The organism is Kitasatospora sp. NPDC048407 (assembly GCF_043200475.1).
In the GTDB taxonomy this organism is placed as follows: Bacteria; Actinomycetota; Actinomycetes; order Streptomycetales; family Streptomycetaceae; genus Kitasatospora.
Genome location: NZ_JBICXW010000038.1, coordinates 1 through 26017, shown reverse-complemented (window position 1 = coordinate 26017; position 26017 = coordinate 1). Strand labels below are relative to the sequence as shown.

General features: G+C 72.5%; 28 protein-coding genes and 1 rRNA gene. 14 read left to right on the top strand and 15 right to left on the bottom strand.

The features are described from left to right. The first annotated feature begins 4 nt into the window (after nucleotides 1-4). The 3 genes from ctaD to ACGFWJ_RS35360 all read left to right on the top strand — a co-directional run bounded on the left by ctaD (nucleotide 5) and on the right by ACGFWJ_RS35360 (nucleotide 3176). Nucleotides 5-1765, top strand: coding sequence for a cytochrome c oxidase subunit I (gene ctaD / locus ACGFWJ_RS35370; protein ID WP_392956802.1), 1761 nt, complete (start codon nucleotides 5-7; stop codon nucleotides 1763-1765). A 133-nt stretch (nucleotides 1766-1898) separates the two neighbouring features. Next, nucleotides 1899-2426: a hypothetical protein gene (locus tag ACGFWJ_RS35365; protein WP_387649016.1), complete on the top strand. Its 528-nt coding sequence runs from the start codon at nucleotides 1899-1901 to the stop codon at nucleotides 2424-2426. Between the two features lie 30 nt (nucleotides 2427-2456). Further along, nucleotides 2457-3176: a sigma 54 modulation/S30EA ribosomal C-terminal domain-containing protein gene (locus tag ACGFWJ_RS35360; protein ID WP_392956800.1), complete on the top strand. Its 720-nt coding sequence runs from the start codon at nucleotides 2457-2459 to the stop codon at nucleotides 3174-3176. A 77-nt stretch (nucleotides 3177-3253) separates the two neighbouring features. Here ACGFWJ_RS35360 and ACGFWJ_RS35355 read toward each other — a convergent pair whose 3' ends face one another. The 5 genes from ACGFWJ_RS35355 to ACGFWJ_RS35335 all read right to left on the bottom strand — a co-directional run bounded on the left by ACGFWJ_RS35355 (nucleotide 3254) and on the right by ACGFWJ_RS35335 (nucleotide 8150). Then, nucleotides 3254-3856: a hypothetical protein gene (locus tag ACGFWJ_RS35355; RefSeq protein WP_392956798.1), complete on the bottom strand. Its 603-nt coding sequence runs from the start codon at nucleotides 3854-3856 to the stop codon at nucleotides 3254-3256. A 208-nt stretch (nucleotides 3857-4064) separates the two neighbouring features. Then, nucleotides 4065-5237 (bottom strand): magnesium and cobalt transport protein CorA, encoded by a 1173-nt coding sequence (locus tag ACGFWJ_RS35350; RefSeq protein WP_392956796.1) that lies wholly within the window; start codon nucleotides 5235-5237, stop codon nucleotides 4065-4067. 366 nt (nucleotides 5238-5603) lie between these two features. Beyond that, a complete protein-coding gene (locus ACGFWJ_RS35345; RefSeq protein ID WP_392956794.1) occupies nucleotides 5604-6023 on the bottom strand; it encodes an SRPBCC family protein in 420 nt (139 codons plus the stop codon). 33 nt (nucleotides 6024-6056) lie between these two features. Beyond that, nucleotides 6057-7067: an aldo/keto reductase gene (locus tag ACGFWJ_RS35340; RefSeq protein ID WP_392956792.1), complete on the bottom strand. Its 1011-nt coding sequence runs from the start codon at nucleotides 7065-7067 to the stop codon at nucleotides 6057-6059. Nucleotides 7068-7199: 132 nt separating this feature from the next. Next, nucleotides 7200-8150 carry a helix-turn-helix transcriptional regulator gene (locus ACGFWJ_RS35335; protein ID WP_392956791.1) on the bottom strand — a complete coding sequence of 317 codons (951 nt, stop codon included), beginning with the start codon at nucleotides 8148-8150 and terminating at the stop codon, nucleotides 7200-7202. A gap of 63 nt (nucleotides 8151-8213) precedes the next feature. Here ACGFWJ_RS35335 and ACGFWJ_RS35330 point away from each other — a divergent pair, with 63 nt between their 5' ends. Further along, nucleotides 8214-8597 (top strand): VOC family protein, encoded by a 384-nt coding sequence (locus ACGFWJ_RS35330; RefSeq protein WP_387867340.1) that lies wholly within the window; start codon nucleotides 8214-8216, stop codon nucleotides 8595-8597. Between the two features lie 12 nt (nucleotides 8598-8609). Here ACGFWJ_RS35330 and ACGFWJ_RS35325 read toward each other — a convergent pair whose 3' ends face one another. The 4 genes from ACGFWJ_RS35325 to ACGFWJ_RS35310 all read right to left on the bottom strand — a co-directional run bounded on the left by ACGFWJ_RS35325 (nucleotide 8610) and on the right by ACGFWJ_RS35310 (nucleotide 11667). After that, nucleotides 8610-10505, bottom strand: coding sequence for a serine hydrolase domain-containing protein (locus tag ACGFWJ_RS35325; protein WP_392956789.1), 1896 nt, complete (start codon nucleotides 10503-10505; stop codon nucleotides 8610-8612). Nucleotides 10506-10712: 207 nt separating this feature from the next. After that, nucleotides 10713-11015, bottom strand: a complete 303-nt coding sequence (locus ACGFWJ_RS35320) for a hypothetical protein (RefSeq protein WP_387867344.1) — start codon at nucleotides 11013-11015, stop codon at nucleotides 10713-10715. Between the two features lie 33 nt (nucleotides 11016-11048). Next, on the bottom strand, nucleotides 11049-11354 hold the full coding sequence (locus ACGFWJ_RS35315) for a hypothetical protein (protein ID WP_392956787.1): 306 nt from the start codon (nucleotides 11352-11354) through the stop codon (nucleotides 11049-11051). Nucleotides 11355-11379: 25 nt separating this feature from the next. Continuing rightward, on the bottom strand, nucleotides 11380-11667 hold the full coding sequence (locus ACGFWJ_RS35310) for a hypothetical protein (RefSeq protein WP_392956785.1): 288 nt from the start codon (nucleotides 11665-11667) through the stop codon (nucleotides 11380-11382). Between the two features lie 251 nt (nucleotides 11668-11918). Between ACGFWJ_RS35310 and ACGFWJ_RS35305 the strand changes: the two genes are divergently transcribed. Beyond that, entirely contained in the window at nucleotides 11919-13574 is a 1656-nt protein-coding gene (locus ACGFWJ_RS35305; RefSeq protein WP_392956783.1) for a sensor histidine kinase, read from the top strand. 210 nt (nucleotides 13575-13784) lie between these two features. Here ACGFWJ_RS35305 and ACGFWJ_RS35300 read toward each other — a convergent pair whose 3' ends face one another. After that, a complete protein-coding gene (locus tag ACGFWJ_RS35300; protein WP_392956782.1) occupies nucleotides 13785-14471 on the bottom strand; it encodes an aspartate/glutamate racemase family protein in 687 nt (228 codons plus the stop codon). A gap of 167 nt (nucleotides 14472-14638) precedes the next feature. On the opposite strand from ACGFWJ_RS35300, the gene ACGFWJ_RS35295 reads away from it, so the two are divergent. Next, nucleotides 14639-15385, top strand: a complete 747-nt coding sequence (locus ACGFWJ_RS35295; protein ID WP_392956780.1) for a beta-glucanase — start codon at nucleotides 14639-14641, stop codon at nucleotides 15383-15385. Nucleotides 15386-15456: 71 nt separating this feature from the next. Here the strand turns inward: ACGFWJ_RS35295 and ACGFWJ_RS35290 are convergent, their stop codons facing one another. Then, entirely contained in the window at nucleotides 15457-16071 is a 615-nt protein-coding gene (locus ACGFWJ_RS35290) for a response regulator (RefSeq protein WP_392956778.1), read from the bottom strand. A 165-nt stretch (nucleotides 16072-16236) separates the two neighbouring features. On the opposite strand from ACGFWJ_RS35290, the gene ACGFWJ_RS35285 reads away from it, so the two are divergent. Next, complete coding sequence (locus tag ACGFWJ_RS35285; protein ID WP_387648972.1) at nucleotides 16237-16443, top strand: DUF6011 domain-containing protein; 207 nt, start codon at nucleotides 16237-16239, stop codon at nucleotides 16441-16443. Nucleotides 16444-16594: 151 nt separating this feature from the next. On the opposite strand, the gene ACGFWJ_RS35280 is transcribed toward ACGFWJ_RS35285, so the two are convergent. Next, a complete protein-coding gene (locus tag ACGFWJ_RS35280; protein ID WP_392956776.1) occupies nucleotides 16595-17401 on the bottom strand; it encodes an adenosylcobinamide amidohydrolase in 807 nt (268 codons plus the stop codon). 128 nt (nucleotides 17402-17529) lie between these two features. On the opposite strand from ACGFWJ_RS35280, the gene ACGFWJ_RS35275 reads away from it, so the two are divergent. The 4 genes from ACGFWJ_RS35275 (at nucleotide 17530) to ACGFWJ_RS35260 (ending at nucleotide 19992) form a co-directional block, all read left to right on the top strand. After that, the gene (locus tag ACGFWJ_RS35275) at nucleotides 17530-18198 is read left to right on the top strand and encodes a TetR family transcriptional regulator (RefSeq protein WP_392956775.1); all 669 of its coding nucleotides are present in this window, start codon (nucleotides 17530-17532) and stop codon (nucleotides 18196-18198) included. A gap of 183 nt (nucleotides 18199-18381) precedes the next feature. Further along, on the top strand, nucleotides 18382-18582 hold the full coding sequence (locus ACGFWJ_RS35270) for a DUF1918 domain-containing protein (protein ID WP_387648964.1): 201 nt from the start codon (nucleotides 18382-18384) through the stop codon (nucleotides 18580-18582). A gap of 36 nt (nucleotides 18583-18618) precedes the next feature. Then, on the top strand, nucleotides 18619-19314 hold the full coding sequence (locus tag ACGFWJ_RS35265; RefSeq protein ID WP_392956773.1) for a DedA family protein: 696 nt from the start codon (nucleotides 18619-18621) through the stop codon (nucleotides 19312-19314). A gap of 69 nt (nucleotides 19315-19383) precedes the next feature. After that, a complete protein-coding gene (locus ACGFWJ_RS35260; RefSeq protein ID WP_392956771.1) occupies nucleotides 19384-19992 on the top strand; it encodes a hypothetical protein in 609 nt (202 codons plus the stop codon). On the opposite strand, the gene ACGFWJ_RS35255 is transcribed toward ACGFWJ_RS35260, so the two are convergent. Next, the gene (locus ACGFWJ_RS35255) at nucleotides 19979-20722 is read right to left on the bottom strand and encodes a PIG-L deacetylase family protein (RefSeq protein WP_392956769.1); all 744 of its coding nucleotides are present in this window, start codon (nucleotides 20720-20722) and stop codon (nucleotides 19979-19981) included. The genes ACGFWJ_RS35260 and ACGFWJ_RS35255 overlap by 14 nt on opposite strands. 31 nt (nucleotides 20723-20753) lie before the next feature. Beyond that, nucleotides 20754-21410, bottom strand: a complete 657-nt coding sequence (locus ACGFWJ_RS35250) for an NADPH-dependent F420 reductase (RefSeq protein WP_392956767.1) — start codon at nucleotides 21408-21410, stop codon at nucleotides 20754-20756. A gap of 393 nt (nucleotides 21411-21803) precedes the next feature. Here ACGFWJ_RS35250 and ACGFWJ_RS35245 point away from each other — a divergent pair, with 393 nt between their 5' ends. The 3 genes from ACGFWJ_RS35245 (at nucleotide 21804) to ACGFWJ_RS35235 (ending at nucleotide 25855) form a co-directional block, all read left to right on the top strand. After that, nucleotides 21804-24713 (top strand): polysaccharide lyase family 8 super-sandwich domain-containing protein, encoded by a 2910-nt coding sequence (locus ACGFWJ_RS35245; protein WP_392956765.1) that lies wholly within the window; start codon nucleotides 21804-21806, stop codon nucleotides 24711-24713. A 140-nt stretch (nucleotides 24714-24853) separates the two neighbouring features. Then, entirely contained in the window at nucleotides 24854-25255 is a 402-nt protein-coding gene (locus tag ACGFWJ_RS35240; RefSeq protein ID WP_392956764.1) for a hypothetical protein, read from the top strand. Nucleotides 25256-25345: 90 nt separating this feature from the next. Next, the gene (locus tag ACGFWJ_RS35235) at nucleotides 25346-25855 is read left to right on the top strand and encodes a hypothetical protein (protein ID WP_392956762.1); all 510 of its coding nucleotides are present in this window, start codon (nucleotides 25346-25348) and stop codon (nucleotides 25853-25855) included. A gap of 79 nt (nucleotides 25856-25934) precedes the next feature. On the opposite strand, the gene rrf is transcribed toward ACGFWJ_RS35235, so the two are convergent. After that, nucleotides 25935-26017 (bottom strand): 5S ribosomal RNA (rrf, locus tag ACGFWJ_RS35230); the annotation flags it as partial.

Below are 26017 nucleotides of genomic sequence, written 5' to 3'. Positions count from 1 at the left end.
GCCGATGGCTGCCATCGAGGCGAGTCGAGGGACGGCTGAGTCCGCTCCACGACGCACACCGGGCAGCGCGATAGTGCGGATGCTCACCACAACCGATCACAAGACGATCGGCACGATGTATCTGGTCAGCGCATTCGCGTTCTTCCTGATCGGCGGCGTGCTGGCGTTGGTGATGCGGGCGGAGCTGGCCCGCCCGGGGACGCAGATCCTCTCCAACGAGCAGTTCAACCAGGCGTTCACCATGCATGGCTCGGTCATGCTGCTGCTGTTCGCGATGCCGCTGTTCACCGGTTTCGCGAACTGGATCATGCCGCTGCAGATCGGCGCGCCCGACGTGGCGTTCCCGCGGCTGAACATGCTGTCGTACTGGATGTTCATGTTCGGCTCGCTGATCGCGGCGGCCGGCTTCCTCACCCCGCAGGGCGCGGCCGACTTCGGCTGGTTCGCCTACGCGCCGCTGTCCGACGCCATCCACTCCCCCGGCGTCGGCGCCGACATGTGGATCATGGGTGTGGCGTTCAGCGGCTTCGGCAGCGTGCTCGGCGCGGTCAACTTCATCACCACGATCATCTGCATGCGCGCGCCCGGCATGACGATGTTCCGGATGTCGATCTTCGCCTGGAACGTGCTGCTGACCTCGCTGCTCGTGCTGATGGTCTTCCCGGTGCTGGCGGCCGCGCTGCTCGCCCTGGAGATGGACCGCAAGTTCGGGTCGCACGTCTTCGACCCGATGAACGGCGGGCCGATGCTGTGGCAGCACCTGTTCTGGTTCTTCGGCCACCCCGAGGTGTACATCCTGGCGCTGCCGTTCTTCGGCATCGTCTCGGAGATCGTCCCGGTGTTCAGCCGCAAGCCGATGTTCGGCTACTCGGGCCTGATCGCCGCCACCATCGCGATCGCCGGCCTGTCGGTGACGGTGTGGGCGCACCACATGTACGTCACCGGCCAGGTGCTGTTGCCGTTCTTCTCGTTCATGACCTTCCTGATCGCGGTCCCGACCGGTGTGAAGTTCTTCAACTGGGTCGGCACCATGTGGAAGGGCTCACTGTCCTTCGAGACACCGATGCTGTGGGCGACGGGCTTCCTCGTCACCTTCCTGTTCGGCGGCCTGACGGGCGTGCTGCTGGCCGCGCCGGTGCTGGACTTCCACGTCTCCGACTCGTACTTCGTGGTCGCGCACTTCCACTACACGCTGTTCGGCACCGTGGTGTACGCGATGTTCGCCGGCTTCCACTTCTGGTGGCCGAAGTTCACCGGCAAGATGCTGGACGAGCGCCTCGGCAAGATCACCTTCTGGACGCTCACCATCGGCTTCCACCTCACCTTCCTGGTCCAGCACTGGCTGGGCGCCCAGGGCATGCCCCGCCGCTACGCCGACTACCTGGCCGCGGACGGCTTCACCACGCTCAACATGATCTCCACCATCGGCTCGTTCCTGCTCGGCCTGTCGATCCTCCCGTTCATCTACAACGTGTGGAAGACCGCCAAGTACGGCGAGAAGGTCAACGTCGACGACCCGTGGGGCTGGGGCCGTTCGCTCGAGTGGGCGACCTCCTGCCCGCCGCCGCGGCACAACTTCAGCAAGCTGCCGAAGATCCGCTCGGAGTCCCCGGCGTTCGACCTGCACCACCCGGAGATCGCCGCGCTCGACTACATCGAGAACCACGGCAAGCCGGCTCCGCACCTCGCCGACGTCACCCCGGCCAAGCTCTCCCTCTCGGAGCGCGACCGCCGCAAGCTCGCCGCGTCCTCCTCCGAGGACTGACCGTTCCGACCGTTGCAACCCCCGCCGGCCCCCGCTCCCGGGCCGACGGACCCACGACCGCCGTCCCCGCCCCGCCGTATCTCCCGGCACGGGCGGGGCGGGGACGGCACCCCTCAGCTCTGGAGGACCCGCCATGGCCCACCCCGTCCTGGCCCTCGGCACCGCCGCACTCACCGCCGCCGGCAGCGCCTGGTACCTGCCCGCGCTGCTCGACCTCCGGGCCGGCGCGGACCGCCCGCGCGCCGCCCGCCTCGCCGCCACCGGCTGCCTGCTCTGGTGGTCCGGACTGGCCGCCGCCGCGATCCTGCTCACCACCCCGCTCAGCTGGCACGTCCCGCTCGGGGCGGCCCTCACCGGCGCCCTGTCGGGTGCGGCGCTGCGGGTCCTCGCCGCAGCCGAGAGGAGCGCCGACCGGCGCGAACAGGACCGCGCCTGGGGCAGCCTGCCGTACGACCTGCCGACCGTCCGCGGCGTGCGCCCCTCCGCCGCCACCGTCGGCTGGGTGACCGGCGGACTCGCGATCGCCGCCGCGACCGCCGCCGCGACCCTGCTGGCGGGACGCCCCGGCCCGGCCGGCTCCGCGGTGGTGACCGTCGCCGGGTCGGTCGGCCTGTGCCTGCTGATCCTGCTGGTCGCCCTGAACCGCACCCGCCCGCACTGAACCCCTTCTCCCCCCGGAGGAAGCACAGCCATGGACGTCGCCGAGTCGATCCCCCTGCACCCGGCCGGCCTGCCGGGCGAGGCGGCCGCCCTTGCCCGGGCCCGGGTCAACGCCGTCGCGCGGGACGCCTCCGCGCTGGTCGAAGCCGTCCGGATCCGCCTGGCCGGCGCGCCGGGACGGGTGCTCGCCCAGGTCAACGCCGAGGTCGACGGGCGCCGGGTCCGGGTCCAACTGGCCGCACGCACCATCGGCGACGCCGCCGACCGGCTCGCCGAGGAGCTGAGCCGGCGCATCCGCACCGTCTCCTCCAGCTGGCGGCCCCGGCCCTGGCCCTCCGAAAACGACCGCGGGATCGGCGTCCCGGCCACCGGCACCGAGCGCATCGTCCGGATCAAGTCGGCCCCGCTGGTGTGGTGTTCACCCGACGCGGCGGTCCGCACCCTGGACGCCATGGACTACGACATCCACCTCTTCACCGACCCGGCCACCGAGACCGACGCCGTCGTCCACCGCGTCGGCCCCACCGGCTACCGCCTGGCCCGCACCCTCCCCGCCGCACCCCCGGCCCACCCCGCCACCCCCCTCACCCTCAGCCCCCACCCCGCCCCACCCCTCACCGCCGCCCAGGCCGCCACCCGCCTCACCACCGCCGAACTCCCCTACCTCTTCTTCACCGACCCCACCACCCGCCGCGGCCGCCTCCTCTACCGCCGCCTCGACGGCCACCTGGCCCTGGTCGTCCCGGCCTGAGAACCCGGCCGAAACTCCGACTGTCGCCCACCAACTCCACGTCCAGTACTGCCCGGACTGGACGCTCTGACGGTCGGTCACTTCTCGCAGGAGCCGTCGCACGGCCGACTCTTCATCACCCGAATCGCGAACACCGACCCGTCCGGGTGGACGGAAACGGGACCGCCCCACTCCTTGTCCCGGCCGAGCCAGGGCCGGATCTTGTGGGTCTCGTGCACGGCGGCGCGATACTCCCCCACTCGCCCTTTCCTCAGCAGGTCGAACAGCTCCGCGTCCACACCGGAGTACGCCTCGACCCGGCGGCCGTTCAGCCGGAAGACGTGGTCGGTGCCGACGTACGGAACTCCGAGGAGCGTCTTCTCGATGCCCCGGCGGCCGACGCCGGCGGCGTGCTCGTAGCCGTCGAAGCGCTTGGCCCCCTGGTGGTCTGTCAGATACTGCGCGGTGCCGTCGCCCGAGTCGGTGAACGCCATCAGGCCGGCCGCCTCGGTCCGGCCGAGGGCCTCCTGGAACCAGCGGAAGTCCTTGGGCCCGAGGTGCCACGCGGGTGCGGCATCGTGGTCGCCCCCGACCGGTGGCCGGTCTCTGGCTTGTCCGTCCAGACTCACCGGCTGTTCTCCGTCCGGCAGGTGGAGCCGGCCGCCCCGGCCCGGGGCCTGGAGGGCGTGCACGGTCACCACGCCGGCGAGTGCTCCGCCAGCCCCCGCCCCGCACCCTTCTCCGACAGCGCGGTCACCGACGCCAGGGTGTGCAGGACATCCCACATGGCGACGGTCAGGTCCCCGGACTCCGCAGGGGCCAGTGGCGCGAGGAGCGGTTTACGGCGCAGCGGGTCCTCGTCCTTGTCCGCCCGTTTCTTGTCGTCGGCCGCAATGACCGCCGCCGCGGCTACAGCCAGTTGCGCTTCTTGAAGATCAGGTAGAGGCTCCCGCAGACCACACCCATCAGGCCGATCGCGAACGGGTAGCCGAAGGCCCAGTGGAGTTCGGGCATTTCGTCGAAGTTCATGCCGTAGACGGTGCCGATGAGGGTGGGGGCGAAGAGGATGGCGGCCCAGGAGGAGATCTTCTTGATCTCGTCGTTCTGGACGTGGCCGGCTTCGGCGAGTTGCTTCATTTCCTCGTTCTGGCGCTGGGAGACCAGGGTGGCGTTGACGGTGAGGATGTTCTGGAGCATCTGGCGGAAGCCGTCGACGCGTTCGGCGGCGTAGGTGGCGTGGTCGGCGACGTCGCGGAGGTAGCGCTGGAGTTCTTCGTCGGTGCCGTACTTCTGGAAGCCGGCTTCGAGGGCGCGCATGATTTCCAGGAGGGGGCCGGTGGCGCGCTGGAGTTCGATGACTTCGCGGGAGAGTTCGTAGATGCGGCGGGAGACGCGGGGGTCGCCGCCGAAGACTTCGGTCTCGATTTCGTCGATGTCGTGCTGGAGACCGGCGATGACGGGGGCGTAGCCGTCGACGACGGCGTCCAGGACGGCGTAGAGGACGGCTTCGGGGCCGAGGGCGAGCAGGTCGGGGTCGGCTTCGAGGCGGCCGCGGATCCTCGAGAGGTCGGGCGACTGGGAGTGCCGGACGGTGACCACGAAGTCGGGGCCGACGAAGAGGTGGATCTCGCCGAAGTCGACTTCTTCGACGTCGTCGAGGTAGCGGGCTGCGCGCAGCACGACGAAGAGGGTGTCGCCGTAGCGTTCCAGCTTGGGGCGCTGGTGGGCGACGATGGCGTCCTCGAGGGCCAGTTCGTGGAGGTCGAACTTCTCGGCGGCTTCGACGAGTTGGGCTTCGGCGGGGCGGTAGAGGCCGATCCAGGCCATGGTGCCGGGCTTGCCGGGGAGGTCGCGGTAGATCTCGGCGAGGCTCGCGGGGGACTCTATTCGGTGGCCGTCGCGGTAGACGGCGGCGTCGACCACGGAGCGTTCCGCGGTGGCGGGCTCGCGGTCGTCGGCGTTCTGGTCGGAGCGCGGGTCCATCGAGTGCTCGGGGGCCACGGAGTGGTCGGAGACGAGCCGGGGGCTGCGGCCGAACGGTCGCTTGCCTGCGCGCACGGCGCGCACACGCCAGTCGGACATGGCGGGGTACCTCCACGGGTCTGGGTCCGTCGCACCCCGCGCGGGGGGCGACGGCCGGCCCCGGTGGTCCGTCCGCGTGGCAGGGCCGGGGAACGCGGGGCGTTCAGCGGGCGGTGCGTGGACGGAGGGTCCGGGGGCCGGGAGCGGGTGAGAACTTCCCGGAGCGGGGCCGACTTCGACCCGGACTACTGCACTCCACGGCTCTCACCTCCTCACACTCCGGACGCACCCTGGCGTCGCGACCGCCGCCAGTCTAGCCCCGCGTTCCCCCGCCCCCCGGCCCCGGGGGACGTCGTGGGCTCCGCCGGGCATGCCGCGGCCCGGCCACGCGGGTGCGTGTCCGGGCCGTGCGGGTGGTGTGCGGCGTCAGGCGGTGAGGGCCTGGTGGAGGGCGTCGAGGCCGTCCGCGTAGATGCCGGTAAACAGGTCGACGACCTGCTGTTCGGTGGCGCCGACGGGGTTGAAGCGGCCGGACCACTGGACCTCGGCGAGGTCGTCCCGGCCGGGGACGGCGTGGACCCGGATGGTCGAGACGTAGCCGTCGACCGGGAACGGCGCCTGCAGGATGGCGTAGCTGTAGTGCCGCTCGGCCTCGTTGAAGCCGACGAGCCGTTCGACGATGACCTCGCCGTCGGGGTTGGTCAGGCGCCGGACCCGGCCGCCTTCGAGGGCGGTGCTCTCGGGGATGTAGGGCAGCCAGTCGGGGAGGGAGTCGAAGCCGCCGATCAGGTTCCAGACCTGCGTGGGGGTGGCGGGGACGGTGCGGCTGACGGAGGTGGAAGCCATGGTCGATCCTCCTGGATCGGGGAGAGACGGGAATCAGGCGCCCGCGGGCAGCGGGGCGGCGGCGCTGACCAGGCCTGCGGCCCGCAGGTCGCGCCAGAACGCGGCGGGGACGGTCTCGTTCAGCGCGGCGGTGTCCTCGGCGATCCGGCTGGGCCGGGTCGCGCCGGGGACGGCGGCGGCGGCCACCGGGTGGGCGAGGGAGAACTGGAGGGCGGCGGACTTGATGCCGACGCCGTGCTGCTCGGCGAGCGCCTTCAGCCGGGCGACCTTCGCGACGATCTCGGCGGGCGCCTGCTGGTACTCGAAGTGGGTGCCGCCGGCCAGGATGCCGGAGCTGTAGGGGCCGCCGACGACCATCTCGGCGCCGTGTTCCTGCGCCATCGGCAGCAGGCGCTGGAGGGCGTGCTCGTGGTCGAGCAGGGTGTAGCGGCCGGCGAGGAGGAAGCCGTCGGGCTGCGGCTCGTCGAGGGCGAGGGTGAGTTCGATCGGCTCGGTCTTGTTGACGCCGAGGCCCCAGGCCTTGATGACGCCCTCGTCGCGCAGCCGGGACAGCACGCGGAAGGCGCCGGTGCGGGCCTCTTCGAACTTGGCGAGCCAGGCGTCGCCGTGGAAGTCCTGGGCGATGTCGTGGACCCAGACGATGTCGAGGCGGTCGGTGCCGAGGCGCTTGAGGCTGCCCTCGATGGAGCGTTCGGTGGCGTCGGCGGTCCACTCGTGGACGATCCGGTTCGGGTTGCCGTGTTCGAACAGGCCGCCCTTCTCACCGAAGTCGGGGACGTCCGTCTCGTGCTCGTCGAGGATGACCCGGCCGACCTTGGTGGACAGCACGTAGGAGTCGCGCGGCTTGGTGGAGAGCACCTCGCCCAGGCGTTCCTCGGCGAGGCCGGCGCCGTAGAAGGGGGCGGTGTCGTAGTAGCGGATGCCCTGGTCCCAGGCGGCTTCGACGGTGGCGCGGGCCTGGTCGTCGGGGATCGCGCGGAACATGTTGCCGAGCGGGGCGGTGCCGAAGCCGAGCTTGCCGGGGAGGAGGTTCTTGAGGGTCACAGCGTTGCCTTTGCTAAGGGGTCGAAGGGCGGAACATTTGATGCAAACGCCCCTTACTTGCGTCCACAATAGTTGCAGACGCTGGCTAATCCAAAGTGGCGTCCACCACAGATCAACATCAACCCCGATGGATCACGCGTTGGCGTCGAGCAGCTCCCGGGTGCGCCGCACCACTGCCTGCCGCACCTCGTCCGGCGCCAGCACCCGCAGCGGTGTGGCAAGACCGAGCAGGTAGCCGGCCAGGCCGTCCGCGTCGGGGCCGCCGATCTCGGCGATGGTGGCGTCGGGGCCGTCGGGGCGGTGGGTGCCGACGGTCGGTGGGATCAGGCGCAGCGCCCGGTCGAGCGGCAGTGGGAGCCGGATCGTCACGTACAGCGGGTACGTCGCGCGTCCGAGCGAGTCGGCGACCAGCAGTGCCGGATCGGGCGGGTCGACGATCTCCACCGGGCGTCCGGTGGGCCGTATCCGGCCGACCCGGTCCGCGCGGAAGGTCCGCCACTCGGCGCGCGCCACGTCCCGGGCGACGAAGTACCACCGGCGCCCGGTGCTGACCAGCCGGTACGGGTCGACGTCCCGGACGGTGGCCTTCCCGTGCTGGTCGCGGTACGACAGCCGGCTTCGCTCGCCCCGCCGGCAGGCGGCGGCCAGCTCCAGCAACTGGCCCGGTGCGAGCGGCGGTTCACCGTTCCTGGGGGTGTGCACCAGCGCCGCGTCCAGCTCGCCCAGCCGTTCCGCGACCCGCGGCGGCAGGACCTGACGCAGCTTCAGCAGCGCCGACAGCGCGGCCTGGTCGCCACCGAGGACGCCGCTGAGCGCGGCCTCGCGCAGCCCGACGGCCACCGCGAGCGCCTCCTCCTCGTCGAGGATCAGCGGCGGCACCCGCGCCCCCGGGCGGAGCCGGTAGCCGCCCCACGGGCCCGCGTCGGACTCGACGCCGTAGCCGAGCTCCCGGAGCCGGGCGATGTCCCGTCGCACCGTGCGGTCGGTGACGGCCAGCCGCTCGGCCAGTTCGCCGCAGGTCCAGGACGGCCGGGTGGAGAGCAGGGAGACCAGGCGCAGCAGCCGGGCGGAGGTGGTGAGCACGCCCCGAAGTGTGCCGCACGACCAGGACCGAACCTGTCCTGGTCCGGTCGTAGCGTCTCCCCCATGAGCACTGGAAACACCTCCGCACCTGCAATCCGCTACGCCGCCGTCACCTTCGACTGCGCGGACCCGGCCGAACTGGCCCGCTTCTACGGCGACGCCCTCGGCCTGCCCGTCGTCTACTCCACCGACGACTTCGTCCTGCTCGGCCAGGAGGGCGCGGCCGGCCTCGGGTTCAACCGGGTGGCCGACCACCGCCCGCCGTCCTGGCCGGACGAGTCCGGGGCGAAGCAGGCCCACATCGAACTGGACGTCGCCGACCTGGACGCCGCCCAGGCCCGACTGGTCGAACTGGGCGCCGTCGTCCCCGAGTTCCAGCCGGACGAGCGCTGGCGGGTCCTGCTGGACCCGGCCGGCCACCCGTTCTGCGTCACCCGTCTGAGCTGATCGCCACGCCGCTCAGCCGAGCAGCGCGCCGAGCGGCCCGGCGATCAGGTGGTACTGGGCCAGGAAGGCCGTGAACGCGCAGCAGGCCAGCGCCGTCACCGTCATCGCGAGTCGGCCGGGCAGGCGCCACCAGTGGCGCAGCCAGCCGGCCACCGCGCCGGCGGTGACGGCGAGGGCGGCGAGCGGGAAGGCCGCGCCCCACCAGGTGGGGGCGAGGGCGAGCGGGGTGCCGAGCGGGACGGCCTCCATCATGGCGTTGCCGTCGGAGACCAGGGCGAGCAGCGCGGTGAGGAATCCGGCGGCGAGCAGCCCGGCGAGGGCGGCGGCGGCGCGGGCGGCCTGCGCGGGCCGCGGATGGGCGGGGCGCCGGCACAGTCGGCGACCGATCGCGGTGGCGGGGACGGCGACGGCGGCGCCCAGCAGCACGGTCAGGGCGACGCCGAGGACGGCCAGCCGCGGGCCGGGATCCTGCCGCCAGGTCAGTGCCTGGTAGGCGGTGGACGGGTTGTCGGACGCGGTCAACACCCCGTCGCGGAAGGCGATTTCGGCCTGCCCGTCGCGTTCCCGGTAGCGGTCGCCGCCGAGCGGCAGCCAGTGCTGTTCGGGGTGCCGGGGGTCGAGTGCGAGCCCTTCGGTGCGCAGGCCGCTGCCCTCGGCGGTGACGGTGACGGAGCCGAACAGTTCCTCGGTGCGCATCAGGCTGTCCCGGCTGACCCGGGCGGCCCGGTACGTCCCGGTGACCTTCCCGGCCTCCGCCGCACTCCCCGAACTACCGCTCCCCGAAGGTGACTTGGCGCCGGGGAGGGCGTCGACCACGGCCCGGATCAGCTCCTTGCCGTCCCAGTTGGCCGCGCCGTCCACGCCGTCGCCGTTGTACACCACGTAGATGCCGAGGCCCTGTTCGGGCAGCACCAGCAGGTTGCCGTGGAAGCCGGGCAGGTCGCCGTCCTTGAACCAGCCGGTGAAACCGTCGCGGGTCCAGCCCTCGTAGGCATAGCCCATGCCGGGCAGTACGGGATCCTGCCGGTAGTGGGTGGTCTGCATCAGCCGGCCGGCGGCGTCGGGGGCGAGTTGGGCGCGCAGCCAGCGGGCCATGTCGGCCGCGGTGGTGATCCCGCCCGGGCCGCTGGGCGTCCACGGGCCGTACTGGCCGCGGTCCTCCACCCAACCGTTCGCGCCGTCGGGCCGGTAGCCGCGGGCGGGTTGCAGCCCGTCGGGGTGCGGCTGGGCGAACGAGGTCCGGGTCATCCCGAGCGGGTCGAGGACCCGGGTGCGCAGCTGCTCGGCGAACGGGCGTCCACTGACCCGCTCGACCACCAGCCCGGCGAGCGCGGCGCCGTAGTTGTCGTACGCGATCACCGTCCCGGGCGGGCGGACCCGGGCCGGGCGGTGCGCGGCAAGACTGTCGGCGAGGCCGGAAATCCCTTGCGGCGTGGTGGAGTTGACGCCGACCAGATCGCTGTCGAAACCGGCGGTGTGGGTGAGCAGGTGGTCGGTGGTGACGGGGTGCCCGGGGAAGCTGTCGGGGATCCGGTTGCCGGCCGGGAGGTAGCGGTTGACGTCGGCGCCGGGGTCGAGCCGCCCGTCCACGATCAGCTGGGCACCGGCCTGGGCGGTGAACAGCTTGGCCAGCGACCCGAGATAGAACCCGGTCCGGTCCGGATCGACCGGCGTCCCGGCAGCGACATCGGCGACGCCGTAACCCCGGGTGAACACGCCCCCGTCCGCACTCACCACGGCCACGGCGGCCCCCGGTATCCGGTCCCGGCCCAACTGCTCGGCCACCGTCCGGTCGATCAGCCCGGCCAACGTGGCGGGGGCGACGGGAGCGGCGGCGTGCGCGGCGGTCGGCAGCAGGGCGGCGGCGAGGGCGAGACCGAGAACGGCGGCGGTTCGGCGATTGATCATGCCTCAACGATCGCGCCGGGCACGGGGGTCGGTGCAGTGCCTGACGCACCTCCCGGCATGCATTCTGCACATCCCCCACCTGCGGGACGCACCCTGCCCTGCGGCACGCACCCCGCCTTGCGGCACGCACCCTGCCCCCCACGACACTCCGGCGCGCGCCGCACCGTCCACCCGCAGACCGGGGCACGAGCCCGGCCTTCCGACAGTTCAGTACAAGCAGTACCGGACACAGAACTCGTGCGGCGGATCACCGCCGAACTCGCAGCACGGCGGCTCGTCCTCGCCGTTCCCGAACTCGTCGCGGCTGCGGAACTCGGTCACGATCCGGTCCCCCTCGATCCGCGACACCCCGACCTGCTTCGTGAAATCGACTCCCAGTACTTCGGCCTCAAGGGCCAGGCACCGCACGGAGTATCTCCTCGACGCCCCCGGGTGCTTCGCGAACACCTCGGCCACGTCCTTGAAGAACTCCGGGTCCCGCTCCGGCCCGCACTTCGCCTTGTGAGTCATGGCAACCTCCTGCCAGTCCGTGCTGCTGCGAGTTCAGAGCCCGCAGTAACAGACGCAGAACTCGTGCGGCGGATCGCCGGCCAACTCGCAGCACGGCGGTTCCTCTTCACCCTCGTGCGGGAACTCGTCGCGGCTGCGGAACTCGGTCACGATCCGGTCCCCCTCGACGCGCGACACCCCTACCTGCTTCGTGAAGTCCACCCCGAGCGCCTCGGTCACGGCGGCCAGGCACCGCACGGAGTATCTCCTCGACGCCCCCGGGTGCTTCGCGAACACCTCGGCCACGTCCCTGAAGAACTCCGGGTCCCGCTCCGGCCCGCACTGGGCCCTGTGAGTCATGGCAACCTCCTACGACTCCGTCCTCTCAACTCCAGCTTCTCCCCGGCGACACGACGGCGCGCGCCGCGCTCTCCACCCGCCGACCGGGGCACGCCCGGCCCACTGGCAGTTCAGACCTTGCAGTAGACAGCACAGGTCTGGTTCGGCGACTTTCCGATCCACTCGCAGCACCGGGGTTCGCCTCGCCGTCGTTCCCGAAGCCGTTCCCGAAGTCGTTCCCGAAGTCGTTCCCGAAGGCGTCGCGGCTGCGGAACTCAATCACGATCCGGTCGCCCTCGATGCGCGAGAGCCCGACCTGCTTCGTGAAGTCCACTTTCAGCACCTCGGCCTCGACGGCCAGGCACCGCACCGAATATCTCCGGGTGCTTCGCGAACACCGCGTCGAGCTCCCTGGAGAACTCCGGATCCCGCTCTGGCCCGCAACGAGCCTTGTGAGTCATGGCAACTTCCTACGAGTCCGTGCCTCCTCTCCAGCGTCTCGCGCCTGGCACATCGGCGCGCGCCGCGCCGTCCACCCGCCGACGGGCGCGCCACCCGGATGATCAACTCGGGCACAATGGCCGGGTGTTCGGGGGAACGAAGGACGAGGACGAGGGCCTGCCCGGCCCGGTGGTGCTGTCGCTGGTGCTGCTGGGCGCGATGTTCGGGATGGCCGCACCGGCCGCCGGCGGCTGGTGGCCGGCGCCCGCCGCGCTGCTGGCCCTGGCCGTGCAGGCGGTGCACTGCCTGCCGTGGACGACCCGGCTGCGCGGGGCGTGGACGCTGGCCGCCCAACTACTGCTCGCCCCCTGGTCGGGCGTCCCGGGATTCGCCGCCGCATCAGTACTCCTCCTGGTCCGCCGCCCGGTGCGCTGGGCGCTGTTCGCGCTGGTGGTGGCGGGCGCGGCGGCCCTCGCCGGGGACGGCGGCTACCGGGCGGCGAACGGCGCGAGCAACGCCCTCGCCCAGGGCCTGACGGTGTACGCGCTCACCCGGCTGTTCCACCTGTACGCCGAACTCCACGCCGCCCGCGACCAGTTGGCGGCCGCACAGGTCGCGTCGGAACGGCAACGCGCGGCCCAGGAACTGCACGCCGCGATCGGCGTCCCCCTGGCGGCCATCCTGCGACTCGCCGCCGACGGCGACGCCACGGCCGTCGCGGCCACCGCCCGCCGCGCCGCAGCGGGGGTCCGCGCGACACCCGAACCCCCGTACCCCGCCCCCGCGCCGGACGGCCCGATGCCCGCCCTGGTACTGCCCATCCTGGTCGCCGTCCACCTCGGCTACCTGGCGGTCGGCATCGCCTACCTCACCGACCTCGCCCTCACCCCCCTCCAACTCACCTCTGCCCTCGGCGCATTGACGCTCGTCACCGGCCTCCAGGTCCACCACTCACTCCCCCGCCCACCGGGGATCCACCCACCCGGCTACCTCTGGACGTGGGCCATCCAGTGCGCCCTCGCCGTCGCCGTGCTGTTCGGACCGGACGGCCCGCACCCGCAACTGCTCGCGTTCGCCGCCGCCTCCGCACTCGTCCTGCTGCCCCCCGCCGCCGGCTGGCCCGCGTTCGGCGCGGCGGTGCTCGCGGCCGGCACGGTCAGCGGGACGGCGGCCGTCGACGTCGTCACCATCGCACTCGTCTACTACGGCCTGACGCTGCTCACCACCCTGGTGCACCGCGTCCGCGAGGCCCGCCGGGCACTGGCCGAACTGGCCGTCGCCCGCGAACGCCGACGCATCGCCCGCGACGTCCACGACCTGCTCGGCTCCGGCCTGACCGCCATCGCCGTCACCGCCGAACTCGCCCTCCGCGAACCCGACGCCGACCACCTGCCACAGGCCGCCGCCCTCGCCGAACTCCGCGCGATCCCCGCCGACCACACCGAACTCGACCTCACCCGCGAACTCGCCTCCGCCCAGGCCCTGTTGACCGCCGCCGGAATCACCCTCCAACTCACCGGCACCCCCGACACCACCCCCACCGCCGCCCGCCCCCTCCTCGCCGCCGCCCTGCGCGAGGGCATCACCAATCTCCTCCGCCACAGCCGCGCCACCCACTGCACCCTCACCCTCACCCCCACCGGCCTCCGCCTCACCAACAACCACCCCCACCCCGGCCCCCACCCCCCGGGCAACGGCACCCCCAACCTCACCACCCGCGCCACCACCCACCACGCCACCTTCACCACCAGCCCGGACGCCCCGAACCACTGGACCCTGGCGGTCACCCTCTCGACGTGAGCGGGTGCGAAACCAGGGAGAGCACAACCGGGGGCGCGTGGGACTGCGCGACAAGCGCAAGCCCGTCCGTAGGGGCGCGAGCACGTGCAAGTCACTGTTCTGGGTCGCGATCTTGCGGTCTGGGTCTTCCGCTTCGCGCAGTTCCCCGCGCCCCTGTTTTCGCACCCTCACTCGTCAAAGCGCGGCCTCGCGTCAAAGCGCAGCCTCGCGTCAAAGCGCAGCCTCGACCGCCGCCGCCGCATGGATCCGGGTCGTCGGGAACACCGGCACCGGACTGTCCTCCGCCCTGACGAGCAGCTCGATCTCCGTACAGCCGAGGATGACCCCCTCCGCCCCGGCCGCCACCAGCTCCGCGATCACCTTCCGGTAGGCCTCGCGGGACTCCTCCCGGACCACCCCGACGCACAGCTCCTGGTAGATCACCCGGTGCACCAGCTCCCGCCCGGCCGCGTCCGGCACGATCACGTCCAGTCCGTGGCCGGCCAGGCGCTCGCGGTAGAAGTCCTGCTCCATGGTGAACGCGGTGCCGAGCAGTCCGACCCGCCGAACTCCCGCCGCCAGCACGGCTTCCGCGGTGGCGTCGCCGAGGTGCAGCAGCGGGATGCCGACTGCCCCGGCGACCTGTTCGGCGACCTTGTGCATGGTGTTGGTGCAGATCAGCAGCAGGTCCGCGCCGCCCGCCTCGACGGACCTCGCGGCGTCCGCGAGCATCTCGCCGGCCGCCTGCCACTGCCCGGTGGCCTGGAGTTGCTCGATCTCCGCGAAGTCCACGGAGTACAGCACGCACTTGGCGGAGTGCAGGCCGCCGAGCCGGTCCCGGGTGAACTCGTTGAGCAGCCGGTAGTACTGCGCCGTGGATTCCCAACTCATGCCGCCGAGCAGGCCGATCGTCTTCATCGCGCCACTGTGCCACACCCCACCGGCCCGCCGGCCCCACGCCCACGCCCGCGCACGCCCCCTCGCCGGAGCTCGCACCTCTGTGCGCCGGTGGGTCGGGCGGTGTGGAACGTTTTCGCCGGGAATGCCCCTGGATGAACCAATCGCACGACCCGGGAGAGTGTCCGGTGACCGAAGTGATCCCCCCGAACGGCAGCCTCACCACACCCGAACCCGCCGAGCCCGTCGTCGTCTTCGACGCCCCGTTCTCGGACAGTTCGCAGTGGGCGGCCGGCGCCTCGTCCGCGTACCCGCCCGACGGGCGCAACAGCGGCGACAACAAGCTGGACCACCTGGTGGCGGGCTTCGGGCCGGACGGCGACACGTTCACGGCGGTGCGCGAGAACCCGTTCAGCTGGCGGACGCCACTGGTCACCACGGAGAACACTCAGGGCGGCTTCGAACTCCGGCCGGAAGACGTACTGGAGGCGCAGTGCCTGCTGACGTCCACCCAGGGCGCGTGGCCGGCGATCTGGACGTGGGGACGGGACCTCGCCGCGGGCCGGTCCCAGCCGGGGCACGGCGAGGTGGACGTCCTGGAGTACCACCCGGACCACCCGCGGATGCTGGAGCTGAGCAACCACGTCAACCCGGGCAACCCCGCCTACCTGGACGGACTCGTCACCCCGGGCACCTGGTTCACCGTCAGCTGCCGTTTCGGCACGGGCTCGGTGGTCTGGTCGGTCGACGGCCGCGAGGTCCACGCGGACGGCCAGGGCGTCGGCACCGACTGGTGGGCCTGGATCATCGTCAACCTGTCCGTCTCGGCCGGCCAGTGGGGCCACCTCCGCCCCCGCCCCGAGGTCCGCCGGATCTCCTGGCAGGTCCGCGATCTGCGCGTCCTGCGCAACAGCCCGTCGCCAACAGCACCCTGACAGAACGCCGGCCTCCCGGTCGACCGAAACAACTCCCTTACCCCATCCGCCACTTGAGGCCGGACGACCGGCTACCCGGCGGGCAGCCAACCGGCCTCGCGGGCGATCCGGACGGCGTCCAGGCGGGTGCGGGCGTCGAGCTTGACCTGGGCGGCGGCCAGGTAGTTGCGGACGGTCCCGGCCGACAGGTGGAGGCGCTTGGCGATCTCCCGCGGCTCGCAGCCGTCCGCCGCCAGCGCGAGGGCCTGCGCCTCGCGCTCGGTGAGCGGGCTGGCGGGCGCGGTGAGGGCGCGGGCGGCGAGTTCGGGGTCGATCGCGGTGCCGCCGACCGCGACCGTCCGGATCGCTTCGGCAAGGCGTTCCGGCGGGGCGTCCTTCGGCATGAAACCCGTCGCCCCGGCGGCGAGCGCCGCCCGCAGCACCTCGGGCCGCCGGTGCGCGGTCAGGATCAACACCCGGCAGCCGGGCAGCCGTTCACGCAGCGCGCCCGCGTTCGTCAGACCGTCCGTCCCGGGCATGTCGACGTCCAGCACGGCGACGTCGGGCCGGTGGGCGAGGGCAGTGGCAACCACCTGATCACCGTGCCCGGTGTCGGCCACCACCTCGATGTCGCCGGCTTCGGAGAGCAACGCCCGCAGGGCGCCGCGCACCAGGTGCATGTCCTCGGCCAGCAGCACTCTCACCATGGCGCCCCGATCCCCCCGTCGACACAGAGCGCCCAGAATACCCACGCCGCACCTGACCCCCGGCCGGGCCGCCGGGCGGTCCGCAGCCGGGCGAGAACGGGAGGTCGGACCCCGATTCCCGGCCCCCGTCGCACGGCCGCCGGACCGGAATGATGAACTTGACGGATGAGCACCGACCTGAAAACCACCGAGCCACCGCTGCCGGGGACAGCCGTCGAGCGCCGCCCCGCCCCGGTCGTCCGGTGCCGTCGGTGCCACCGGCCGCTGCGCGCACCCGAATCCAGGTGGGAGAAACTCGGCAAGCACTGCGCGGACGCGCCCGAACGCACCCGGATCTACGTCATCGACCAGGACCGCCTTCCCGGCACCTGACAGCGCCGCAGCCCGGAAGCGTCAGCTCGTCACCGACCAGCACCGGCTTCCCAGCGCCTGACCGCGCCACAGCCGGAAAGCGTCAGCTCGTCACCGACCAGCACCGGCTTCCCAGCGCCTGACCGCGCCACAGCCGGAAAGCGTCAGCTCGTCACCGACCAGCACCGCCTTCCCGGCACCTGACCGCGCCACAGCCGGAAAGCACGTCGGCGAGCTCGCAGCCCGGAACCGTCGCCGGGTGCGCCGGCGGCCCGTCCCACTCCGCGCGGCGCTCGCGGTCCCGCACCGCGCCCTCGAACACCGCCGCACGCACCGCCCGCGCCAACCGCGCCCCCCAGTACGAGCGCGGGCCGCCGAACGGCTCGACGGGCGCACCGGCCACCGGCGTCCGGACGGCCACGCAGACCGCGTCCGACGGGGTGCCCGAGCAGTCGTAACCGGCCTCCAGCAGGGCCTGCACCTTCGCCTCGGTGGCCGTCGCCAGCAGGTTCACCAGCCCGGCGTCCGACACCGCGGCGGGGACCACCGCCAGCACGTTGATCGTCCCCGGCACGTAGGCAGCATCGGACGGGGTTGACGGTACGTCGGCTTCGGCAGCCGCCCACGTCGGCACCCCGATCCCGGTGGTGACCACGGCCGTCACGCCGCCGTCCTCCGCCCAGCTGCAGGCGTCCACCTCGGCGGCCGTCATCAGACCCACGCCGGGGCCCACCAAGCCTTGCGCGACGGCGAGTTCGGCCAGGTGCGCGTCCGGGTCGAGGCGTCCGTACCCGGCGCGGACCTGCGCGTTGAGGACCCAGTGACGCTCGCCCAGGCCGCCGCCGAGCACCCCGGAGCTGACCATCCGCCAACCCGGGCCGGCCCGCCACACCAGCAGGTGCCGGCAGCCCCCGTCCTCGATCCGCCCGGCCCGCTGCACCGTCACCGGCCGCCCGTCCACGCCCGCCACCTCCGCCACCCACTCGCCCCACCGGCCGTCCCGAGCGCCGGAACGTTCCGTCGTCGAACGGCCACCCAATCACACCGCCCCGCCGGCCCGGCACGGGGATTGGCCGCGACGCGACCGGATGCGGCAGAGTGTCCGCCATGACCGCGCAGCCCTCCACCCCTCTCTCCGTCACCCGCGTCCCGGCGGTCGGCGCCCGCCGCCGCCCGGTGCAGCAGCGCAGCCAGGAGCGGTACGGGCGGCTGCTGGACGCGTGCGCGGGCCTGCTGGACGAGGTCGGCTCGGCGGGGCTGACCACCAAAGAGGTCGCGCTGCGCGCCGAGGTGCCGATCGGCACCCTGTACCAGTTCTTCTCCGGCAAGGAGGGCCTGCTCGCCGCGCTCGCCGAACGCAACCTGGCGTCCTTCCTGGACGGCCTGGCCCGCCGGGTGGACGCCGCCGGCCGGCCGGGCATCGCGGAGTTCACCGACCTCGCGGTCGAGGAGTTCGTCGCGATGAAGCGCACCCTCCCCGGTTTCGGCCACCTCGACTTCGGTCTGGTCGACGCCGTCCCCGCCGAGATCGACGACCTGCACCTGCTGGACGCCGAACTCGACAACAACGCGGCCGTCGCCCTGCGCCTGCGCACCATCAGCGGCGAACTGTTCACCGCCCCCGGCTACGCCCTCGCCCTGCGGGTCGCCATGGAGTGCGCGGACGCCGTGCTCAAACTCGCCTTCCGCGCCGACCCGGACGGCGACCCGCAGCTGATCGCCGAGTGCAAGCGCCTGGTCCGCAGCTACCTCGCCACCCCGCCGACCGGCAGCTGAGCCCTCAAGCACCCCGCCGACCGGCAGCTGAAGCCACGGACACCGAGCGCCCCCGCCCTGTGACCGCGCCGCCGCACACCGTGGGCTGACCGGTTCCGCCATTGCACGGCCCGGAGCGCCGCCGCACAGTGGAACCAGGGGCTCGCCCCCGTCCCACCGGTCCGCCGAACCGCAGGAGCAGCGATGCAAGCCACAGTGGGAGACCACGTCCACATGTACAGCAGGTCGGTCGGCATGCACGACCGCAAGGGCGAGATCGTCGAGGTGCGCGGCACCGACGGCGAACCGCCGTACCTGGTCCGCTTCGAGGACGGGCACTCCGGCCTCGTCTACCCCGGCCCCGACTGCGTCGTCGAGCACCGACTCGCCGAGGAGCAGCGCTGATCCCGGGCCACGGCCCGGTGGGAGGAACGGTCCGCCTTGCCCCCACCCCTGCCGGGCCCACTGGCCCAGCTCGCCCCGCTGCTGGACGACTACGGCTATCTGGCGGTGGGCGTCCTGGTGTTCGTCGACAACTGTGTGATCCCGGTGCCCGGCCAGACCATCCTGGTGCTGGCCGCGGTCTACGCGGGCGCGGGGCAGCTGTCGCTGCCGGTGGTACTGACCGTCGCGGTGCTGGCCGCGTTCGCCGGTAACGGCCTGGCCTACCTGATCGGACGCACCGGCGGCCTGGCGTTCGTCCACCGCTGGGGGCGTTACGTGCGGCTCACGCCGGAGCGGATGGCCCGCGCCGAGGACTTCTTCCGCCGCCGCGGCATCCTGCTGGTCACCGGTGCCCGTTTCGTGGACGGGCTGCGCCAGACCAACGGACTGGTGGCCGGCACGACCGAGATGCCGTGGCGGCGCTTCCTGCCGGCCAACGCCGCGGGCGCGGCGCTGTGGGCGGGCGTCTGGACGGCCGTCGGCTACTTCGCGGGCAGCAACATCACCGTCCTGTACCGGCAGGCCGTCCGCTACCAGGTGCTGCTGCTGGTCTCCGTGCTCGCCGTGCTCGCTCTGCTCGTCACCCGCGCCTGGCTGCGCCACCGCCGCCGCCCGCCGCAGGACACCACCGGCCGGATTCCGCACCAGGACAACGGCGACGACGTCCCGGCCGACGGCAACGGGCACCGCTGACACACCGTCAGCAACTCGAACGCCGATCAGTCTGTCCCGGGCCGCAGGCTGTCCGCAATCATGGTGCACATGCAGGAGTTCGACGATTCGTACGTGGTCCGGTGGGGGTGGACGCGGCGCGCCGTGCTCGTTGTCGCCCTCCTCACTCCGGTCATCGCGCTGGGCTTCACGCCGTTCGCCGCAGACCTGGACCACATCGAGCTGGTGCTCGTCCCGGTACTGCTGTCGATCGTGGCAATCTGCTCCAGTCGCCGCAAGGTCTTCGAGCTGGACCGGTACGGCGTCACCTTCTTCCGGTTCGGTAAACGGTTCGAGTTCGTTCCCTGGTCCGAGGTGGTGGCCGTGGAGTGGGGGCCCAGACTGGGTACCGACATCCTGACCGTGTGCCGCCGCCCCCGGACGGCCGCCGCGCTCCCGCCGCTCGACCCCACCGGGTCGCCGATCGACGGCTACCTCGTCGACACCGTCGGGCAGGAGTTCCTCGACGACTTCCGGGGTCTCCGCCGACTCCAGGCCGCCACCGGCCTGACCGACTTCGACCCCGACCTGCTGACCGCCTCGCTGGTCATGCACGCGCCCAAGGTGCGGTTCTTCGGCACGCTCGCCCACCTCTGGCCGGACCGGCCCCAGGACGGCCCCACCGAGGACGGCCCGGCCCCGGGACTCAGCGGAACGTGATCACCTCGAAGGACGCGGCGAACGCGGTGCCGAAGCGGCTTCCGGCCGCGCGCCCCATCGACTCCAGGAACTCGGCGGCGTTGGCCATCTGCCCGCCCAGGCCCTCCAGGTAGGCGCGGTGCGCCTCCAGCGAGGCGACTCCGGCGGCGAACGTGTCGGTGGTGTCGACGGCGTGCAGCCCGTCCGGTGAGCCGGCCGCCCAGAGCTGGCGGACGCCGTTCCACGGCTGGTGGCCCGAGACCATGAGCTCGCGGAACACCCAGCGGTTCCCGGCGTCCCGCACCGCGTCCAGCGTGGCCCGGCCGACGGCGATGTGGTCGGCCTGGTTGGGGAACACGCCGCCGTAGGTGTCCCGGAAGTTGGTGGTGATCACGATGTCGGGGCGATGCCGGCGGATCGCCCGGGCCAGGTCGCGGCGCAGCGGCAGGCCGTACTCCACGATGCCGTCCGGATAACCGAGGAACTCGACGCTGTCGACGCCGACCACGGCCGCGGACTCGACCTGTTCGCGTTCCCGGATCGGCCGGCACTGCGCGGGTTCCAGGCCGTCGATGCCGGCCTCGCCGCTGGTGACCATCAGGTAACTGACGCGCTTGCCCTGGCCGGTCCAGCGGGCGACGGCGGCGGCCGCGCCGTACTCCATGTCGTCGGGGTGGGCGACGATCGCGAGTGCGCTCTCCCAGTCCTCGTCCAGCGGGAGGTACGGGGGCTGCTCGGCGGGGGTGCTCATGGTGGCGCCTCTCCTGGTGTTCGGACTCGGCTCAGTTCGCGGTGCGGATCGAGTAGTTGAAGTCGGCGTGGCCGTAGTGCCGCATCAGGCGCATCCAGAACGGCATCAGCATCTCCATGCCCCGGGCGGCGTCGATCCCGCCGAGGTCGAGGACCCGCTCGGCGGGCCAGCCGAACTCGCCGAGCAGCGCCGTGACCTGCGCCTTGGCGTCGGCATCCTGGCCGGCCACGAACAGCTGGTGCTCGCCGGGAATCCGGCCGGGGTCCACCATCACGGCCACGTTCACGGTGTTGAGCGCCTTCACCACCCGCGTACCGGGCAGGGCCCGCTGCAGCTGCTCGCCCACGCTGTCGTCGTTGACCGGGTCGAGCGTCATCTCCCCGGTCGGCGAGAACACCAGCGGGTTCGAGACGTCCAGCAGGGTCTTCCCGGCGAGGTTGTCCGCACCGGCGAGTTCGACGGCGGCGAGCGCGACGGTGCCGCCGGTGGCGTTGATGACGAGTTCGCCGAACTCGGCGGCCTCCGCGAACGTCCCGGCCCGGCCGCGCGGTCCGTTGCGCTCCGCCCAGTCGGTGGCGGCCGCGTTGCCCTTGGTGCGGGAGCCGAGGACGACGTCGTGGCCGAGTGCGGCCAGCTTGCTGCCGAGCGTCTGCCCGACCGTGCCCGTTCCGATGATTCCGATCTGCATTGCTACTCCGTCCCCGTCCGTCCCCATCCGTCCCCGCCCGTCCCACCGGCCCACCCGGGCCGATCCCGGAAGGCCGGCCACGAAAGGCCGAACGCACCCTACCCGAGCGCACCTTGACGCATGGTCAGGTATTCACACCTGACCGCCCCCGCACACCGACCCCTCACACCACCATGCGACCCCCGCCGCCCGCACGCCACCCGCACCGCTCGCACCCGGCTCGGAGCCAGGTGCGCCGCCTCGCACGCAAACCTGCACGCCGAAGGGCTGGAAAGCGCTTACCAATTGGGTGCCCGACCCGTTGACGTCCCAACGGGAAAGCGCTTACCGTCGGCACCCGGAAAGCGCTTTCCCGCTCCTCCCCCCGCGCCCACTCCCCCTCCCGGAGGCGTCGTGTCCCTGCCTGCCCTGTCCCGCCGCACCCTGCTCCAGGCCGGCACCGCCGGCGCCCTCGCCCTGGCCGTCACCGGCACCACCCCCGCCGCCGCCGCGACCGCCGACCCCTACGAGACACTCCGCCTGCGCTGGCTCGCCCTGCTCACCGGCACCGGCTTCGACCCGGCAGCCGAGCCCTTCGGCTCCGCGCTGCGGGCACTCGGCGACCGGGCCCGGGCGCAGCAGCAGGCGATGGCGCCCACGGCGGGATCGCTCTGGCCGGACCTGCCACTGGGCTCGGTCTCGGCGAACATCACCGGCAGTTTCGTCCGGCTGCGCACCATGGCGCTGGCCTGGGCGCAGCCCGGCACCGGTCTGACGGGCGACGCGGCGCTGGCGGCTGCGGTCGCGGCGGGCCTGGACCAGCTGTGCGCCTCGGCGTACACCGCGACGGCGACGGCGTACGACAACTGGTGGGACTGGCAGATCGGTTCGCCGCAGGCCCTGCTCGACACCTGCGTCCTGCTCTCCCCGCAGCTGACGTCCGCCCAGCTCACCGCCTACTGCACCGCCGTCGACCGCGCCGTCCCGGACTCCAAGGTGGCCGCCTACACGGGAACGAGCACCGGCGCGAACCGGGTGGACCTCTGCCGCGTGCTGGCCCTGCGCGGAATCGTCGGGCGCGGCGCGGCGAAGCTGGCGACGGCGTCGGCGGCGCTGTCGCCGGTGTTCCCGTACGTGCTGACGGGCGACGGCCTGTACCCGGACGGTTCGTTCGTCCAGCACACCTGGGTGCCGTACACGGGCTCGTACGGCGAGGTGCTGCTGAGCGGGCTCAGCCGGCTGTTCGCGCTGCTGGCGGGTTCCTCGTGGGAGGTGACGGACCCGCAGCGGCAGAACGTGTTCGACGCGGTGGATTCGGCGTACGCGCCGTTCCTGTTCAACGGTCTGGTGATGGACTCGGTGGTGGGCCGGGCGAGCAGCCGCGGCCTGCAGGCGTCGGATCTGCTGCACCTCCAGCAGGACGACCACGGCCGCGGCCACACCATCATCGGCCACATCCTGCGGCTGGCGGATTCGGGTGCGGCGCCGGCCGCGCAGTCGGCGCGCTGGCGGGCGGCGGTGAAGGGCTGGATCGGCCGGGACTACTACCGCCCGTACCTGTCGGACGCGGCCGTCGACGTCCCCGAACTGGCCCGCGCGCAGGCCCTGTTGGCGGACGGCGCGGTGTCGGCGTCGGCGGAGCCGGCGGGTGCGCGGGTGTTCGCGATGGACCGTGCGGTGGTGCGCCGTCCGGCCTGGACGGTGTCGCTGTCGATGTGTTCGGCGCGCACCACGTTCTACGAGACGGGCAACGGCGAGAACGTCCGCGGCTGGCACACCAACAGCGGCCTGCTGGCCTGGTGGAACGCGACCACGGGCAACGGCCAGTACGCGGACGCCTTCTGGCCGACCGTCGACCCGTACCGCCTGCCCGGAACGACCGTCTCCACCAAGAAGCTGGCGGACGCGGCGGGCGGCGCGTGGGGCGCGGCCCGGCCGGACGCCGTCTGGGCGGGCGGCGCGAGCGACGGCACGTACGCGGCGGTCGGGCAGGCGGTGCGCGGGTTGTCGTCCACCCTCTCGGGCTGGAAGTCCTGGTTCCTGCTGGACGATTCGGTGGTCTGCCTGGGCGCGGGCCTGACCTGCACCGACGGCGTTCCGGTGGAGACGGTGGTGGAGAACCGCAACCTGGGTCCGTCCGGCACCCACGCCCTCACGGTGGACGGCACGGCGCAGCCGGTCACGCTCGGCTGGTCACAGCAGTTCACCGCCGCGAAGTCGATGGCGATCGCGGGCTTCGGCGGCTACGTCTTCCCGGGCGGCGCGACGGTGCGTGCCAAGCGCGAGGCGCGGACGGGCAGTTGGCGCGACGTCAACTCCGGTGGCACCACGGAGGCGTTGACCCGCCGCTACCTGACCCTCTGGTTCGACCACGGCACCGACCCGTCCGACGCCGGGTACGCCTACCTGCTGCTGCCGGGCGCGGACGCGGCGGCGACGGCCGCCCGGGCGGCGTCCCCCACCGTGAACGTGCTGTCCAACTCCCCCTCCGTACAGGCCATTTCCGACTCTGCCTCCGGTGTCACCGCCGCCAACTTCTTCACCGCGGGCAGCGCCGGTCCGATCACCGTCTCGGCGCCGTGCTCGGTGCTGGTCCGCGAGTCGGGCGGCACCCTGAACATCTCGGTGGCCGACCCCTCCCGCACCATCGCCACGGTGCAGGTGACGGTGACCCGCCCGGGCTACGTCTCGGCAGACCCGGCAACCGGCGTCACGGTGCTGGCCACCGGCTCCTCGGTGCAACTGCTGGCGGAACTCGGCGGCACCCAGGGCGCGAGCCGCACCGTGACCCTGCGCACCTCTGGCACGGCGGCGGGCGCGAACGCGGCGCTGCTGGCCCCGGTGCGGGACACGTACGTGCGGGACGGCTCGTACGCCGACACCAACTACGGGACGGCGAACATCCTGACGGTGAAGAACACCAACACCTCGGGCTCCGGCTTCTCCCGGCGGGCGCTACTCGCCTTCGACACCTCGCAGTTGACGGGGACGGTGCAGCGCGCGGTGCTCTGGGTGCGCGGCGCGGTCGCGGACTCCGGCGGCACGGAGACCGACCTCCAGGCCTTCGCCACCGCCCCCGGCGCCTGGCAGGAGACAGCAGCCACCTGGAACCGCTGCCCCGCCCCCGGCGCGGCGCTCGGCACGGGCCGGATCTCCACCGCCGCCGACTGGGTGGCCCTGGACGTCACCTCCGCCGTCACCGCCGACCCGGCACTCACCCTGACGGTCGGCCAGCCGGCGGGCCGGGTGGGCCTGGCGGTGAACCTCAACAGTCGGGAGAACGCCGCGTACCCGCCGGTCCTCCAGGTCATAACCACGGGCTGACCCCGTACCAGTGTTGACGCCCAACTCCGCGCCCCACACGCGGAGTTGCGGCACGAACAAGTGGCCGCACCGTCCCCTGATCCGGTGAATTCAGGGATGCTTTGTTGTCGACCGATCCCGCCGCTCCTACCGTCGATTGCATGGCAATTCGTTGGCGTTCCGTCACCCGCATCGCCGCCATAACGGCGACCGCCACCGGCGTCCTCACCCTCGCGGCAGCCCCGGCCAGCGCGTTCTCCCAGTCCTTCGGCAGCGGTTCCTACCACGCCAGTACGGACTTCGTCCCCGCCAAGAGCACCATCAGGATCGGCGGAAAGGGCTGCTCCGGCGGCGCGGCCCGCAGCTTCTACGTGCAACTCGTCCGGACCCACAACAGCACCAAGGTGTTCTCCAGCTACAGCTACGGCGCCGACGGCCGGAACCACACCGACCCGCGCGGTATCCGCGTCAACACCGGCACGTCCTACTACCTGCGGTGGTTCGGCAAGGACAACGGCGGCCACGACGCGTCCGCCCCCTGCGCGTCCGCGTACACCGCGTAACCCCACCGCCCAACCTCCTGCGGCCGGCCCCGGCCCCCTCGACACCGGGGCCGGCCCCCTTCTGCCTGCCTCAACTGCCCGGAGGAACCCGTGACTTCGAGGCGCGGCCTACTCGCCCTGTCCTGCCTGACGGCACTCCTGACCGCCTGCGCCCCGACCCGCCCCACCGACCCACCCACCGTCGACATCTCCACCTCCGCGGCCCCCGTCGCGCTGATCGGCGAGGGCACCCAGGACGGCGTCCCGTGGCGGGTCGACCTGGTGTCCGTCGCGGGCGAACTCTGCACCCAGGCCACCGTCGACGGCCACCCCGCCGGCAGCGGCTGCGAACCCCCCGTCTCCCGAACGGCCCCCCTCAACATCGCCCTGGACGCCTTCGACCCCCGCGTCCTCCTCATCTACGGAGCCGCTGACCCCACCGTCGCCCACCTCACCGCCAACCCCCCACAACCCGTCCCCCTCACCCACCCCCACAACGGCCGCACCTTCTTCGCCTACGCCGTCACCCCCGGCGCCGCCGTCGACCTGGCCGCCTTCGACGCCGACGGCCAACAGGTCTGGTCGGCCGCCGACAAGATCCACGACTTCGAGACCCCCTGACGTCCCCTGTGCCCTGCGGGCGGCTGAACACAGAAAAGCCCCTGTCCGGTTTCCCGGACAGGGGCTTTTCTGAATGATTGTTCGGCGGCGTCCTACTCTCCCACAGGGTCCCCCCTGCAGTACCATCGGCGCTGTGAGGCTTAGCTTCCGGGTTCGGAATGT